Annotated in this window: 13 protein-coding genes; 8 read left to right on the plus strand and 5 right to left on the minus strand. The window is 42.0% G+C overall.

The features are described from left to right. Positions 1 to 115: 115 nt before the first annotated feature. From AC1XUO_RS05075 to AC1XUO_RS05090, 4 genes are all read right to left on the minus strand, one after another. Positions 116 to 2,311: a PepSY domain-containing protein gene (locus tag AC1XUO_RS05075; protein WP_483328680.1), complete on the minus strand. Its 2,196-nt coding sequence runs from the start codon at positions 2,309 to 2,311 to the stop codon at positions 116 to 118. A 10-nt stretch (positions 2,312 to 2,321) separates the two neighbouring features. Continuing rightward, positions 2,322 to 2,816: a DUF2271 domain-containing protein gene (locus tag AC1XUO_RS05080; RefSeq protein ID WP_483328681.1), complete on the minus strand. Its 495-nt coding sequence runs from the start codon at positions 2,814 to 2,816 to the stop codon at positions 2,322 to 2,324. 5 nt (positions 2,817 to 2,821) lie between these two features. After that, positions 2,822 to 4,297, minus strand: coding sequence for an ankyrin repeat domain-containing protein (locus AC1XUO_RS05085; RefSeq protein ID WP_483328682.1), 1,476 nt, complete (start codon positions 4,295 to 4,297; stop codon positions 2,822 to 2,824). 386 nt (positions 4,298 to 4,683) lie between these two features. Next, complete coding sequence (locus AC1XUO_RS05090) at positions 4,684 to 5,070, minus strand: response regulator (protein ID WP_483328683.1); 387 nt, start codon at positions 5,068 to 5,070, stop codon at positions 4,684 to 4,686. A gap of 555 nt (positions 5,071 to 5,625) precedes the next feature. Here AC1XUO_RS05090 and AC1XUO_RS05095 point away from each other — a divergent pair. The 5 genes from AC1XUO_RS05095 (at position 5,626) to AC1XUO_RS05115 (ending at position 9,459) form a co-directional block, all read left to right on the plus strand. Next, positions 5,626 to 6,465 carry a universal stress protein gene (locus AC1XUO_RS05095; RefSeq protein WP_483328684.1) on the plus strand — a complete coding sequence of 280 codons (840 nt, stop codon included), beginning with the start codon at positions 5,626 to 5,628 and terminating at the stop codon, positions 6,463 to 6,465. A gap of 91 nt (positions 6,466 to 6,556) precedes the next feature. Continuing rightward, a complete protein-coding gene (locus AC1XUO_RS05100) occupies positions 6,557 to 6,961 on the plus strand; it encodes a DoxX family protein (RefSeq protein ID WP_483328685.1) in 405 nt (134 codons plus the stop codon). A gap of 146 nt (positions 6,962 to 7,107) precedes the next feature. After that, the gene (locus AC1XUO_RS05105; RefSeq protein ID WP_483328686.1) at positions 7,108 to 8,235 is read left to right on the plus strand and encodes a glycosyltransferase; all 1,128 of its coding nucleotides are present in this window, start codon (positions 7,108 to 7,110) and stop codon (positions 8,233 to 8,235) included. Between the two features lie 100 nt (positions 8,236 to 8,335). Further along, complete coding sequence (locus AC1XUO_RS05110) at positions 8,336 to 8,842, plus strand: peptide-methionine (S)-S-oxide reductase (RefSeq protein ID WP_483328687.1); 507 nt, start codon at positions 8,336 to 8,338, stop codon at positions 8,840 to 8,842. Between the two features lie 92 nt (positions 8,843 to 8,934). Beyond that, on the plus strand, positions 8,935 to 9,459 hold the full coding sequence (locus AC1XUO_RS05115) for an antibiotic biosynthesis monooxygenase (protein WP_483328688.1): 525 nt from the start codon (positions 8,935 to 8,937) through the stop codon (positions 9,457 to 9,459). Between the two features lie 97 nt (positions 9,460 to 9,556). On the opposite strand, the gene AC1XUO_RS05120 is transcribed toward AC1XUO_RS05115, so the two are convergent. Beyond that, positions 9,557 to 10,456, minus strand: coding sequence for a histone deacetylase family protein (locus AC1XUO_RS05120; RefSeq protein ID WP_483328689.1), 900 nt, complete (start codon positions 10,454 to 10,456; stop codon positions 9,557 to 9,559). A 175-nt stretch (positions 10,457 to 10,631) separates the two neighbouring features. Here AC1XUO_RS05120 and AC1XUO_RS05125 point away from each other — a divergent pair, with 175 nt between their 5' ends. The 3 genes from AC1XUO_RS05125 (at position 10,632) to AC1XUO_RS05135 (ending at position 14,990) form a co-directional block, all read left to right on the plus strand. After that, complete coding sequence (locus AC1XUO_RS05125; RefSeq protein ID WP_483328690.1) at positions 10,632 to 11,183, plus strand: hypothetical protein; 552 nt, start codon at positions 10,632 to 10,634, stop codon at positions 11,181 to 11,183. 56 nt (positions 11,184 to 11,239) lie between these two features. Next, positions 11,240 to 11,542: a hypothetical protein gene (locus AC1XUO_RS05130; protein ID WP_483328691.1), complete on the plus strand. Its 303-nt coding sequence runs from the start codon at positions 11,240 to 11,242 to the stop codon at positions 11,540 to 11,542. A gap of 697 nt (positions 11,543 to 12,239) precedes the next feature. Further along, positions 12,240 to 14,990: a M14 family metallopeptidase gene (locus AC1XUO_RS05135; protein ID WP_483328692.1), complete on the plus strand. Its 2,751-nt coding sequence runs from the start codon at positions 12,240 to 12,242 to the stop codon at positions 14,988 to 14,990. Positions 14,991 to 15,118 lie beyond the last annotated feature (128 nt).

Here is a 15,118-nt window from a genome sequence, read left to right on the forward strand (position 1 = left end):
CGAACAGAAAAAGGGCAAAAGTTTGAAATTTCAGAGTTTTGCCCTTTTTCTGTTATAAGATATCAGTTGGTAATCGAATGAGATTTGACACCTTGCCAGGTTTTAAAACAACGATCTAATAACAATCCATTAAAACCTGACTGCGCGACTGATAATAACTGAGGCTTTGACCCAATTCATTTTGACAAACTTCTTCCAATAGCGCGCTGACATTATTTTGCATGGATAAAGAGCCACAAAGCATAATCACGCCTTTCTGGCCAAGCACATCTGCGATTAGCCGGCGGTCTCTCTCCAGCATGTCTTTTACATATTCCTTTCTACCTTCTCTGGAATAGGCGATTTGAAGCCCGCTAAGTTTATTATTTGCTCTGCTTTCTTCCAGCGCATCCTTATAAAGTTCAAAAGAGGATTTGCCGCGGAAACCGCAATATAAGTGAGCAACTGTTTTCGCAGGCAGCTCATTGATCATACCCAAAAACGGTGCTATCCCCGTTCCGTTTGAAATCATGAGTACTGCCGGTGCATTCGCAGGCAGATGAAAATGCTCGTTCGGGACCAGGCAAGCCTGAATCACGTCACCCGTTTTGAGGCGCGAAAGGTAAGTAGAACCCAATCCGTTGGCATGAAGCTTAACACCTAACTGGATTTCCTTACCGATTTTACCGATGGAATAAAGTCGTTCTCTATGATCAGCGGCTGGATAAATGGCAATCAGATCACCTGATGAAAATTTTTGTCTCCGTTTTGGCTGAAACCGAATTAAAAAGGTATCGCCATCCGGGTGCACTTGTGTAATACTCATAACAAGCATTGGCTGTTTGCGCTGCTGTCTGGGTTTCAGAAGTCCTGCGGACAGGTTAAGAGGTACCTTGGCGTGCTGAGACCAATCGGCCGCCCATTGATTAAATTCATCAGGCGACTTATCGTTCACCGTATATATTTCGAGCAGGGGAGATGCCCAGGGCTGCTGCGCCAGCAGGTTATTTACTTCAAAGGCAAATTTGCAAAAGTCAGGATAAGCATGGGAACCAAAACCTACCACCGAAAAATCAACCGGCAAGTTTTGAGGGTATTTTGCCAGCTTTGCCGCAAATGCATTGGCGTTGGTTGGTGCCTCGCCAAGGCCGTAGGTCGCGGTCATTACAATAATATGTTTCGCTTCCGGGAAATGGGTGTAATCATTAAGCTGCGCGAGATAGGTTGATTTTCCTGCGGCGATTAGTTGTTGCTGGATCGCACTGGCAAAATAAAAGGTGCTGCCGTTTTCCGAGCCGACAAGAATGATATATTCGCTTTGGTCCGCTTCGAATTTATTTTTGATTCTATTTGATCTGCGCTTTATGGTAATGCTAAACCCTGAATAAATAAAAAATAGTATGTTGGCAGCAGCCAGCGCAAGTATTACTGCCCAAATCCCATTGGCTCTACCAGTATGCAGGTTTAGGCTAAGCTTACTAATGATCAAAGGAAGCGGGTAAATTGTTTCCGTAATTACATCGCCGGTAATCTGGTTGACGGCCAGCTCACGGTCTTTAAGTTTTATCGTGTAAAAATCTTCGACATCTTCGGAGAAAGGAAATTCTATGGACTGTACCCGGGAAAGCTTGATCTGTTTAAAAATGGCAAAGTCGGCGACTTTTGCTGTAGGCTCGGAGCGCAAAGCATCAAAATCAATTTCCTGGGATTGGACACTCGTTTTGAACAGTTCGAAACGTTCCATGGAAAGATAAGTCCCGCTCAAGGCCATAATAAGGATCGGGATCAGTGAAAGTCTGCCTGTTACTACATGGTAGTATTGCGCAAAATTATCCCTCTGTATTTTTGTGAAAAAACGACGTAGTCCGCGCTGGCGTTGGATGATCAGAATGGTTCCGGAAATACTGATCAACAGAAGTAAGAAGGCAGTCAGACCAATGATAAATCTTCCCGTTTCGTGAAGAAAAAGTGAGCGGTGAAGTCCGGTTACCCATTCGAAAAACTCACTTTTGTCATCAGGTATACCAAGTTCCTGACCTGTCAGCGGATCTACGTAAACTGCAAGGTTTTCGTCGTTTTCATCAGTTCCTTTTACAAGTATAAAATCATTCGCATCGATCGTAAGCTCAGTGACCCCCGGATATTCGCTGCGAAGCACCGGAAGCATTTCAGACAAGGTTGTCTGATCAAAATTTTCAGAACGATAGGGTAGGAGTTTTTCTGAAATGGGCTCAAATGCAAGGATGATACCTGTGATCGAAGCCAGAGCAAGAAAAAGAAAAGAAGATACAGCCAGGGCTAAATGGCTGTATCTCCATATTGAAATCGTCATAGGTCAAAGCTTAGTTGGCACTGAAACGAACATACCGGATAAAACCGCTTCCATCGCTTTTTGAAGAAAGTGCCTCGGTGGTCAAAGGAATTTCTGCATCTTTAACATGGTATTCTTTATCCTCAACTGCACTTTCAAATCTGATCTTATATCCGGTATTTACTTTTGAATTTTCAATTTCAATCGTGTTCACACTTCGGTCACCGCCGGTAACGGAAGCCCCGGTTATCGCACTGATGTTTGTTGGTTTTTTAGTTCGGAACTTATTCCATTCTTTCAGGCTGTTATACCATTTTTTATCTGGACCCATTACATAAAGCGTTTTTTCATAAGCTCCTTTCGGGTCGATAAGTGAAATGACAATGTAAGCTCCTTCGCCCATGTAGTTGGTCATCTGGATCATACATTTATATTTCGTGGAAGGGCTTTTCTGAGCAAAAGATTTTTCTGTTATAGCAAGAAAAATGAAAACCAGAAGCAATGTTGTTTTAAATAAATTGGACATGAATACTATTTCAGGAAGTTTACGGTTACGTTATTTTTAGAAAGAGACTCATTTTCAGCTGCCAGGTCAAAAGCTGTTTCGTCGAAGTTGGTCACTACATCTTTTTTGGCACCGATCGATAAAAGGTATTTCATCATCGTGTCGTCCTTTGAAACCATAGCCGCCTTATGGAGCGCGGTAATTCCTTCACTGTTCTTACTGTTGACGTCAATTCCGAGTTTTTCAAGACCTTTCACGAGGATATGGTCATTTTTAGCAACAGCCAGATGATACAAAGTATTTCCATTTTTCTGAGGAGTTGTAACCTTGAATCCTTTTTGTTCAAGCATTTTTAGTTTTGGTTCAAAATCGGCTGATCTCTGCGGAGCGTATGATTGGATCAGATAAAATGCCAGATTATCACCATTTTTATCAATCGTGCTGGTCGACGCACCTTTGTCGATCAGGTAACCTACCGCTTCTGCTGAATTGCCGCGGACAGCCATGGCCAATGCTGAAACTCCTTTGGCATTTGTCTGATTAATATTTTTAACCTTCGGAAGCAGCATTTCCAAAATCGCTATATCTCGGTTAGAAGCAGCTGCATTCATAAATACGGTGTTACCTTCTTCGTCTGCCTGGTTTACATCAAGGCCTTTTGAAAGAAAATACGAGATGATTTCATTTTGCTTAGGTTTACGCACCAGGATATGAAGCGCGTTTTCACCATTCTTGCCAATTGCAGCCGGTTTGATGTTCAGCGTTTCAAGATATTTGTATACTTCGATGGAATTTGCACCACGACGGGTTCCCTGAGCAGCCATCAGCATCGCCTGGTCCTGAGCGGGAACGCCTTTTTGAAGTAATGTTTTAAGCATTTCAATATTGCCTGCTTTTGCAGCATAACTGAAAGCATTTGCACCGCTGGCATCCTTACTTTTAAGATCTAACCCTTTGGAAACAAAATAATCTGTTAGTGCAAAATCCTTGTCGTTAGCAATAGCCAAAAGCAGTGCGTTCGCTCCCTCAGCATTTAGATCTTTTTTCAGATCAGCACCGCTGGCAAGACAGATATCGTAAACTTTTGTATTCGTTTGACCTGCACCAGCCGCAAAATTCAACGGTGTTGCGCCATGGCTGTCGACCAGATTAGCTTTGGATCCTTTCGATACAAGGTATTCCATCAGTTCGACATTACCTTTCATTGCAGCCCAATGTAAATAAACACGTCCGTCGTGTGTCAATTTATTAACGTCGTTTCCTGGCTGCGAAATAAGATACTCGACCGTTGCATTCGGCGCTCCTGAGTTAATGGCCAGCACAACCGGATCAAATGTCGCACCATTAAATTGCGCCGGGTTACTTCCTTTTTCAATTTCTGCTTTAACTGCATCCACGTTAGGAGAAGTTTTCCAAAACGACTGCTCCAATAAAATGTTCTGCTGTGCATGGGCATACGTCGAGGCAACCGCCAGCACCGCAAGGATAAATATTCTTTTCATCGGGTTATATGTTGTTAAAATGCAAAATTTTCGAATCCTCTGATAAAGGAATGTGTCTGGGGTTGAAATTAATACTAATTAGTCTAAATAGTGAAAACTTTATGGATTTTCTGAAAATTGCTTTTTCAAATTGAAGCAATTTTCATCATCACGGTTGGAAAGTACTTGTCCTCAGCTCATTTGCGTATGAAACTTAAAAGTGGTCGTTCCTATCCCGCATTGATGAACGTAGAATTAGTGATGGATTCGTTGAAATTGATTTGATGTGTTCTCACCGGGTCCCGCGCAGAATGTGTTCCTTAACCAGCATACAGTCGCTGCAGCAGTTTAGCAGATGTGATTTGAAGGTGTGATTTGGACTTTCAGTGTTTTGGATAAAACATTGCTTAAAAATGCTCGTCGAGAAGAATTTTTTCGAGAATATCTTTGGAAACTGGTTTTGGGAGAAAACCCTTCACTTCACCGTAAGTTTGCATACGCGAGAAATCACGCTGATCCTGAGAAGAACTTGTAATGTAGATAGCAGGTTGGTATAGATTTCCCAGTTCGCGAAGCATGTCCAAAAATTTCCATCCATTGGCAACAGGCATATTAATATCTAACAGGATCAGATTAGGCAGTGATTCCGGCTTATGCTGCCATGTTTCTATAAAATCAAATGCTTCCTGACCATTGAAGAATTGCAGAATATCCGGATCAACCAATATTTTTGATATCAGTAACCGGGCTATAAAATGGCAGGTATTATCATCATCGATGATACAGATCTTCATAAAATATTTCTTATAACGTTAAGTCTTGACTAATGACTATTACAAAAATTAAGCCAAAAATTAGAAGTAGTTCTATGAACTGTTAAAATAAAGCTGATGGAATTCTTGATAGTTTCCCAGAAATGTATCATTCGTCCGGAAAAGTTATCTAATTGTTATCCAATTCCTGGTATTTTCCCCTTTCCAATCTGCTTTGTTAAAAAAAGCAAAAGGATTTGAATAATAATGTATAATTTATCAAATGGCTGGCATCATTTAGTGTGATCAAAGACGAGGATATTTTTTATCAATGTAAATTATGCCCAAAAATTAGTCGGTAATTGACGGTTTTGACACCAAAGGTTAATTGATTCAAAAAATGTGTAGCATTATTTCACACCAATGCATATTTATTGTAAAACTAACGGCTCACAAGGCAGTAGTGCCTGGAAAATATTAACTTTTTGCATGACAAGGGTCATAAGTTTTGTATGTGGTTCAGTGGAAATTGCAAAGCCATCGAGATTGTAACAGATAAGATGGCTGTTTTTAAACGATCTTTATTCAATTTGCGTCATGAAAAAAATACTTGTTGCTATCGATTTTTCTGAAAATTCCCGTAAGGCGTTTCTTATGGCGAAACACTTTGCTGTCAAAACTGGTGCGGAGCTTGGCATTATGCACGCCAATGAACCCTATATCGCCGATCTAGCTATTCCCATTACGCAAGATTCCCTGCCCATTTATCAGCAAATGGATAATTCGTTCAAAGAGCAGCTTGACGAATATGTTGTCGAGGCTGAGATTGAAGGTCTGCGGGCTGTTGCCTATGCAGAGAAAGGAGCTGTAAAAGATGCTACCATTCGATTGGCAGCGCAGCTGGATGCAGATATGATCGTGGTAGGAAGAACTGGAAAGGGAGGTTTTTTTGACAAATTGATCGGAAGTTCAGCGACGGATATTGCGCTTTCGGCTGAATGTCCTGTACTTATTGTGCCTCCGCAAACAGAGTCTTATCAACCCAAAAATGTGGTATACGCCACCCAGCTTGAATACGAGGAGCTTGCTATTCTGAAACAGGTCAAAGCACTGGTCGAGGAACTTGACGGGAAGTTGTCCTTTATTAAAGTAAGTTCTCTGGAGCAACCAAACATCCAGCCCGACGGACAGTTCATGGACTCGATCAGCAATGAGCTCGGTATTGATGCCAGTGAAATTAACATTCATAAAGGCGGCGGTGTGCTGGATGGAATCGAAAAATTCTGTGAACAGCGTCACGCAGATCTTTTGGTAGTCTCTACGCGGGAGAGAAGTTTTATTGAACAGTTTATCATCAATCCAAGTCTGACCAAAAAGCTTGTGCTTGATACTAAACTCCCGTTACTGGTTTATCATCTCGATACAAAAAATAATTGACGTAGGGCTTGCTGGCAATCTTTCATATTCGTGCAAAATTTGTTTCTTATGGAATAATATTTGCTATTAGTCAGCAAAATAAGAAACCATTATGAAAGAGAAAGACATACAAACCACAGCAAGAATCGTGTTAGGTGCAGGGCTGATCTTCGCAGGTATCAGCCATCTCACCTTTTCCAGGAAAGAATTTCAGGCGCAGGTGCCTGACGTGATACCATTAAAAAAAAACGATACGGTGATTTATTCCGGATTCGCGGAGATAGCGATGGGAGCGGCGTTAGTGCTTACGCCGAAAAAACACCGGGAGGCCGTTGGGAAACTTGCCGCAACTTTTTTTACTGCTGTTTTTCCAGGAAATATTTCCCAGCTGCTCAATAAAAGGGATGCTTTTGGGCTTGATACGGATGGGAAAAGGTTTGCAAGATTGTTTTTTCAACCTGTCCTAGTCTATTGGGCTCTGAAAAGTACTGAAAAGAAGAAACAATATGATTTATAAAAATCACCAAAATATTAGAAACCCGGCACACACTGACCGGGTTTTTTGTTTCCTACTGTTCCGGGTCATTCCAGGGGAATTGCCTATTTTATACTAATGGCTCTTATCTTTGCCTCAGACGCGGGGTCGAAAAATCGATTTTAAGAATGCCGGAATCATTAAATATATTACTTGCTCCGCTGGATTGGGGATTGGGGCATGCAACAAGGTGTATACCGCTTATCCGGTATTTATTGGCGAAAAAATGTCGTGTAACACTAGCCGCTGAGGGGGCAGTTGCTTTGCTTTTGAAAAGTAATTTCCCGCAGTTGACTATTGTGCCGATCGAAGGTTATAAAATACGGTACAGCATAACTGGACGTATGCTGCCACTCAAAATACTGATTCAGATTCCCAAAATTGTAAAGGCAATTAAAGCGGAACGGTTATGGTTGCGTGATATACAGAAGCAAAACCATTACGATCTAATTATTTCCGATAACCGGTATGGTCTGAAAATACAGGATGTTCCTTCGGTTATTCTTACCCATCAACTGACGATCAAAAGCGGTGCCGGCCCAGTTGCTGACAGCGTTCTTCGACGATTTCACTATAAAATTCTGGAAAAATTCGATGTCTGCTGGGTTGTGGATGAATCGCAGCAAAAAAGTATCGGGGGCGAACTTTCACATCCCAATGAAATACCCGTCAATGCCCGATATATCGGAGTTCTTTCCCAGCTGGAACCACCAGCTATGGGGCAACGAATAACACCAGGACGGATTTTAGTCTTATTGTCCGGGCCGGAGCCCCAGCGTACCTTGTTGGAAAACATTATTTTAGATCAGATTTTACCAGCGCAGGCTCATAATTACCTCGTCATAGGGGGAAAGCCGGGAGGCTCCGTTCCAGAAAATTTACCATCCGGTGCGGTTTATTATACCCACAAAAATGCTTCTGACCTGGCAAATTTGATGAGCAGCGCTGAACTTGTGATTTGCCGCAGTGGTTATTCCACGCTGATGGATCTTGCATTTATGGGTAAAAAAGCACTTCTAATTCCTACCCCAGGCCAGTCGGAGCAGGTATATCTTGCAAAGTATTTGAAGGAACAGGGGTTGTTTTACAACTGCAAACAATCCTCTCTACATTTGGAGAATGAGATCAAGAAAGCTTTGAAGTATCCAGGTTTTCCTGCTGATAGTTCCCTCATTTCTATGGATCTTATGAAAGCGGCAGTAGATGACTTGATTTCAGGATTAGAAACCAAATCGTATGACGTTGGAAATAAATAATTTCGATCATTGAAGAAAATTAACTTCCTTTATTTTCTTGAACTTATTGATGCGATTGTACAGTTTTAGGTATACTTGAAAGGATAAGTAAGACACTGGAATGGTAAGTAAAATAGGATTTGGAGGAAGTTGTCACTGGTGTACCGAAGCGATTTTCCAATCGCTGAAGGGAGTTCTTCATGTGGAGCAGGGTTGGATTTCATCCAGTGCTGAAAATTCTTCTTTCTCTGAGGCTGTGCTGGTTAATTTTGAAGCAGAAAAGATTTCTCTGGAAACGCTGATCGCAGTTCACCTCCATACGCATAGCTGTACTGCCGATCACCCCATGCGCGGTAAATACCGATCAGCCATTTACACATTCTCAGATCATCAGGCCCGGCTTTCAAAGGGTTTTCTAGCTGAGATGCAATCTGAATTTGATGACAAAATTATCACACAGATCATTTCGTTTCAAGCATTTAAGCTGAATCAGGAAACCTACCTGAATTATTATTACAATAATCCTGAAAAGCCGTTTTGTAAAAATATAGTCAATCCCAAACTGCGACTGCTTTTGAATCAGTTTTCCTCGATGGTTGATAAGACGAGGCTGCCGGCGCAATTGTAGAAATAACATAGCGTTGAAATCGTCTGGAAATTCCTTTTTATTTCTGATTCTGGACTAGAAAAATCATTTAGCCAAATAACCTCATTTAATATATGCCAGTGCATGTCGCGATAACACGAAAAGTACTTCCGGGAAAGGAGCAGGAATTCAAAGATGCACTCCGCCAGTTTTTAGGAAATTCCTTTTTGCATGGTGGAGTCGAAGGAGCGGGAATGATCACGGCACTTCCCGGAACGGATGGACGGGAGGTTGGTATCCTTCGAACATTTAAGGATGAAGCCGAACGGGACGCTTTTTATGATTCGAAGCTTTTCAGGGAATGGGAGGCTTATGCTTCAACACTGACAGAATCGCCCAACTATCGTCAGCTAACAGGGCTGGAAGCCTGGTTCAGGTCGCCAACGCCACCACCTCGCTGGAAAATGGCCGTTGCTACATTGTGTGGTGTATTTCCGACCAGCCTATTTTTGTCTTTTACTTTGGTTCCTTTTATCCAGAATTTCCCTCTGCTGCTTCGTCTTCTGCTCATGGCCGGCTGTATGGTAGGTATGCTGACCTGGCTTGTTATGCCGATAGTAATTAAATTACTAAAACCCTGGCTTCAAAGCAACCAATAATATTTCCTGCGACGACGGAATAATGAGTTTTAAATGCAGCTCGAAATTAATTTCTTGATAACCCTTCAAAAACGAAGAACTGAATTTACATCCTGTTTTAGAAAATAGTGGAGGCAATCCTGTAAGTATTCGCATGGGCTTCCAGAATGGTTCGGAGCTGTGGCGAATAACCGCCTCCCATACTGCATTGCACCGGAATACCATGATTGTTAGCCAGTCGAAACACCATTTCATCACGCAGGCGGCAGCCTTGAATCGTACAGGACATCCGGCCGAACTTGTCTGTCTGAAGAATATCTACACCTGCCTGATAAAAAATAAAATCAGGACGAACTTGCTCGATCAATCCGGGGAGAACATCGCCGAGTATTTTCAGGTATACCTCATCGCCCGTTTTGTCGTCAAGCGCAATATCCAGATCACTTTTTTCTTTACGGAATGGGTAATTATTTTTTCCATGCAAGGAAAAAGTAAATACCGCAGGCTGATTAAGGAAGATGTTTGCTGTTCCGTTCCCCTGATGGACGTCAAGATCAATAATGAGTACTTTTGAAGCTTTTTTGTGATCGATAAGATATTGGGCGGCCACTGCCTGATCATTGATGATACAAAATCCTTCGCCCTGCGCATGGCCGGCATGGTGCGTGCCTCCTGCAATATTAAAAGCAATTCCGGTATTTAAAGCTTTAAGTGCTCCCTGAACTGTTCCGTTGGTAATGATCAATTCCCTTTGGACTAGCAATGGTGTTTGTGTAAAGCCGATCCGTCTCATTTCCCGGTCGCTAAGTTCTCCCTGAATAAACCGGTCTGTATAATCACGATCGTGGACGGCATATACCGCTTCCATATCCACAGCTTCCGGACTAAAAAAATCGGATGTTGATGAAATGCCTTCCCGGAGTAACTGCAAAGGAAGAAGTTCATATTTATCCATCGGGAAACGGTGCCCCTCCTGAACAGGATATTTGTATATGGGATCAAAAGCAATGGGGAACATTTGCAAATCGTATAAGCTGGATAGATTTCAAAGTTACATCTTGATCGTGGAGGAACGACAAGGAGGCAAGTAAAAATTGTTTGTAACTGGCTTAATATTAAATTAAAATCATTTGCTATTGTATAGGAGATCCAGGATTTGTGTTCGATCTTGATATCTAAAAAATATTAATTCAATGGATACTAAAAAGATTGAAATTGTACTGAACCGTATTGAAATTCTTGAAGCTGAGCAAATCACCTTCATGGCTACATTAAATTTCAGGATAGCACCAGCTGAAAGCGATATTGAAAATGCAGATAAAACGCTCTTAAATTTCCTGAAAACGAACAAAATCAATTTTAAGGGGCCAAAAGCAATGAGGTCGGTAAATGAGTTTGGAAGCTATGAACATCCATACTACATACTGACGCTTTCGCGTCCTCAATATACATTGCTAGAAGCACTGCGAGATCAGTACAAGGAAATCTCGGGTCTTACGATTAGCAGCGAATTTTCAAAGGAATCCACTGAAAAGTTATTCCGCGATATGGCTGCCGAAGCCCGGGAAAAGGCAAAAGAAATCGCAGTGAAGGATGGTCTGAAATTGAAAGATGGTTTTCAGTTTGAAAAAATACCAACTGTTCAAAAGGGCTGGACAGTAGGTCCTCCGTTATCAGCCAGGTTAAACGATTTTCGTCAACCGTTGGTAGGAAATTATAAGTTTTTCTTTGAGGCGGAGCGCTAAATTTTAGAATTCACGCCAGAGCCATACCCTTTTCTTATGCTTTATCCTATGATCGCATGATGACTAGCAACGCGCCACTAACCGCTTTTTATTTTAACAGCCAGAAATACCATTTCTGGCCAATTTATGAATCAATAAAACAGTATTATCCTTTGGGGATTTCCAGAGAAGGAAGTTTGTTTTTTCAATATTCAGGATTGGATGAATTGGGTAAGATAATTGTGGAAAATATTCATGATGAAACTAACTTCAAACAAAAGTGGGATGATTTTGAAAAGAAGGTAGGATTGCTCGCAGATAAGGAAGTGATTGGAACAACAGATGGTCAATCGCCTTCCTTCAGTGCCTATCTGATATGAGAAAGTTTAAAGTTGTCTGATAGAACATTAAACAAGGAATTGTTTTTTGCAGTAAGTCTTGTCGGTAAATTTTATACGGTAATTGGCCGGGATAAGACACAGATCAACCTTTCAGAAATCACATTTTCTGAATCAACAAATTTGCTTATTGTGTCACCGGAAGGAATTTATCAATCGTTTTTTGAGATTGTTTGCTTTCAAATTGAGCAGCAATTTGATGGTTAACGTTATGTTCCTTTTGAAATAGCTACGCAATATCTCGCAGGGCTTCGTGTGACCTACACAGACGAGCCTGTTGACAAAATCTTCAATGCAATTTTTAGTGAGCAAATAGACCTGAATGCTAACATCATAGGCGATCGTTACTATAAAAGTTCATCTTGGGCAATAAGTGAGTAATTCAAATTCGCTGGCGTTTGCCGAAAATTTTCAATTTTCGTTGTCGCATATATCAACTTCAACAAGAGAGCGGAGCCATATCCGCTTGTAAAATTCTTTTTTTGTATGCTTGTCAATTTTCAATGTATTGGCGGAGGCCATTGATTATCAGGTTAGAATTCAATTTGCATATTATTGACAGAAATATAAAAGAATTTGGAAATCAGGGTACCTTGGTTGGTCGAAGAAACGTCTTGTTATTATCCCAAACTCCTTTGAAGGTCATTCAAATAACTTATTAATTGCTAATCAGTTCATTATGATACGAATATGTCTACATGTTGTGCTGTTCATTTTTTCCATTGCGTTGTCTTTTGCGCAGACGATTCCAACACCAAAAGAACATTTTGGTTTCACGATTGGAGATGACTATCAGCTGGCCAATTTTACCCAAACGGAAGCCTACTGGAAAAAACTTGCATCGGTTTCGGACCGGATCAAATTGACCGTAATTGGTAAAACAGCGGAAGGCAGGGATCAATATATGCTGATTGTTTCATCTCCTGAAAATCTTAAACGACTTGAACGATATAAGGAAATTTCAACCAAAATGGCCCGTGCTGATGGAGTAAGTGAGGAGCAGGCCCGGGCAATGGCGGCAGAAGGGAAGTCAATTGTGTGGATCGATGGCGGTTTACATGCGACCGAAGTTGTTGGGATACACCAATTGATTGAGACAATTTACAACGTGGTCAGCCGGAATGATGAAGAAAATAAAAGGATTCTGGATAAGGTAGTTATTCTTTTTACCCATGCAAATCCTGATGGACAGGAGCTGGTTTCGGATTGGTATATGAGAGAAAAAGATCCTGCAAAAAGAAAAAATGAGGGCATACCCAGGCTTTATCAAAAATACGTAGGACATGATAATAACCGCGACTTTTTTATGCAGAATCAGGTCGAAAGCCGGAATATGGGTAAACAGCTTTTCGTCGAATGGATACCGCAGATCATGTATAACCACCATCAACGCGGGCCGGCAGGCTCTATTTTAGCCGGGCCTCCATATCGCGATCCATTTAATTATGTATTTGATCCAATGATGATTACCGGGATCGATGCAGTTGGAGCGGCGATGTACAACCGCTTGAATGCAGAAAATAAACCTGGGTTTACGCGGTTGACAGGGTCGAGTTTTTCTACCTGGTACAATGGAGGGCTACGCACAACAACACACTTTCATAATATGATCGGGATTCTTACCGAGATCATCGGCGGTCCAACGCCGGAGCCTGTTCCGCTGATTCCTGAACGTTTGATCCCAAACAATAATACACCGTTTCCGGTAACACCTCAGAAAACCTGGCATTTTAAACAGTCGATTGATTATTCGGTATCATTGAACTATTCCGTTCTGGATTATGCAGCACGTAATAGCGATCACCTGCTTTATAATATTTATGTAATGGGAAAAAATTCCATCAACCGCGGCAGCAGCGATTACTGGACACCGACTCCCAAACGTGTGGATGAAATCAATCAGGCCTACAAAGCTGATCTGGCGCAGGCAAGGCCACGGGGAATAGAAATAACGGCTTCGGCTGGCGTTACTCCTCGTACCGGCGGAGGCATACCTTCAAAATATTATGATGAAATTTTTCAGGCTCCTGCCAAACGTGATCCACGCGGTTATATCATTTCGTCGGATCAGGCCGACTTTCCTACGGCGGTTAAATTTATCAACGCTTTGGTCAGGACCGGAATCCAGATCGAAAAATCAACTTCTTCGTTTTCTGTTGCAGGGAAAAATTACCCTGCCGGTTCCTATATTGTCAAAACGGCTCAGGCTTTTCGTCCGCATATCCTCGACATGTTTGAACCTCAGGATTATCCAAATGATTTTCAGTATCCTGGCGGTCCTCCGATCAAACCTTACGATGCTGCGGGGTGGACACTCGCCTTTCAGATGGGTGTGAAATTTGACCGAATCCTGGACGCATTTGAAGGGCCGTTTGAGAAAATGCCGTATGGACAGTTGCAGTTAGCAGCAGGTAACGTAACTTCGGGTTCTGCTGGTTACGAAATTAAGGCCAGCTTCAATGATGCTTTCGTCGCTGTCAATGATCTGTTGAAGGCCGGGGCGGATGTTTTTAGACTTACGGACGGAACTTTTTATATCCCACAAACTGCCAGAACAAAAAGTATTGTAGAGAAATCTTCGAAAGAACTTGGTATCCAGATTGGCGCAGTATCCAAAAAGCCTTCCGGATCGATGGAAAAAGTAAGACCGCTAAGAGTAGCACTTTGGGATACCTATGGTGGCTCAATGCCTTCGGGATGGGTGCGCTGGATTTTGGAACAGTATCATTTTCCATTCCATGTTGTTTTTGCCAAAGAAATTGACGGTACTGATTTGCGCAGCAAGTATGATGTAATCATATTCGTTACCCGTGCCATATCCGCCCCTTCGCCGCGCGATTCGGTGATGAATGCCATGGCTGCCAGCAGAAGGCCAAAAGAAGAGGAAGTGCCGGAAGAATTTCGCCCGATGATGGGATCGCTCACATCTTCAAAATCAATTCCGCAATTAAAAAAGTTCATGGAAGCAGGTGGTAAGATTGTTACCATTGGCAGCAGTACCGGACTTGCTTATCACTTGGGTTTGCCCCTTCGTAATGCAATAACCGAGGTAACAAAAAGTGGAAGCGGTGAGCCGTTGCCGTCGGAAAAATTCTTTATTCCGGGAAGTCTTTTGAACGTGAGCGTGGATACCACCGCAAAAGCGAGCTGGGGGATGAATGCTAAAACCGATGTCTATTTTGATAATAGTCCTGTCTTTATGGTTTCACCTGACGCGATCGCGAAAGGGCTTATCAAACCACTTGCCTGGTTCCCTAATGCAAGTCCGCTTCGTAGCGGATGGGCGTGGGGGCAGGCATACCTGCAGGGTGGGGTAGCAGCCTTTGAAGCCAATGTCGGAAAAGGAAAACTCTACGCTTTCGGGCCGGAAATTACGTTTCGGTCACAGTCTCATGGTACATTCAAATGGCTGTTTAATCAGCTTTATTAAAATTCTGGAACAGGTATTTTTTCTATATAAAAGAAATAAGAAAAGTTCTCAGAAGCTGCGTTAGGGCAAATATCTGAGAACTTTTCTTATCATTTTAAACGGAATTATTGTCGTTTCAAAACATCAAG

This window comes from Dyadobacter sp. HNCC25DJ186 (genome assembly GCF_056895235.1).

Excerpts from the sequence above, each read along its gene's own strand:
- AC1XUO_RS05100 (WP_483328685.1), top strand. The coding sequence starts at position 6,557 with ATGAAAGAGAAAGACATACAAACCACAGCAAGAATCGTGTTAGGTGCA.
- AC1XUO_RS05080 (WP_483328681.1), bottom strand. The coding sequence starts at position 2,816 with ATGTCCAATTTATTTAAAACAACATTGCTTCTGGTTTTCATTTTTCTT.
- AC1XUO_RS05075 (WP_483328680.1), bottom strand. The coding sequence starts at position 2,311 with ATGACGATTTCAATATGGAGATACAGCCATTTAGCCCTGGCTGTATCT.
- AC1XUO_RS05115 (WP_483328688.1), top strand. The coding sequence starts at position 8,935 with ATGCCAGTGCATGTCGCGATAACACGAAAAGTACTTCCGGGAAAGGAG.
- AC1XUO_RS05130 (WP_483328691.1), top strand. The coding sequence starts at position 11,240 with ATGATGACTAGCAACGCGCCACTAACCGCTTTTTATTTTAACAGCCAG.
- AC1XUO_RS05095 (WP_483328684.1), top strand. The coding sequence starts at position 5,626 with ATGAAAAAAATACTTGTTGCTATCGATTTTTCTGAAAATTCCCGTAAG.
- AC1XUO_RS05120 (WP_483328689.1), bottom strand. The coding sequence starts at position 10,456 with ATGTTCCCCATTGCTTTTGATCCCATATACAAATATCCTGTTCAGGAG.
- AC1XUO_RS05135 (WP_483328692.1), top strand. The coding sequence starts at position 12,240 with ATGATACGAATATGTCTACATGTTGTGCTGTTCATTTTTTCCATTGCG.
- AC1XUO_RS05125 (WP_483328690.1), top strand. The coding sequence starts at position 10,632 with ATGGATACTAAAAAGATTGAAATTGTACTGAACCGTATTGAAATTCTT.
- AC1XUO_RS05085 (WP_483328682.1), bottom strand. The coding sequence starts at position 4,297 with ATGAAAAGAATATTTATCCTTGCGGTGCTGGCGGTTGCCTCGACGTAT.
- AC1XUO_RS05090 (WP_483328683.1), bottom strand. The coding sequence starts at position 5,070 with ATGAAGATCTGTATCATCGATGATGATAATACCTGCCATTTTATAGCC.
- AC1XUO_RS05105 (WP_483328686.1), top strand. The coding sequence starts at position 7,108 with ATGCCGGAATCATTAAATATATTACTTGCTCCGCTGGATTGGGGATTG.
- AC1XUO_RS05110 (WP_483328687.1), top strand. The coding sequence starts at position 8,336 with ATGGTAAGTAAAATAGGATTTGGAGGAAGTTGTCACTGGTGTACCGAA.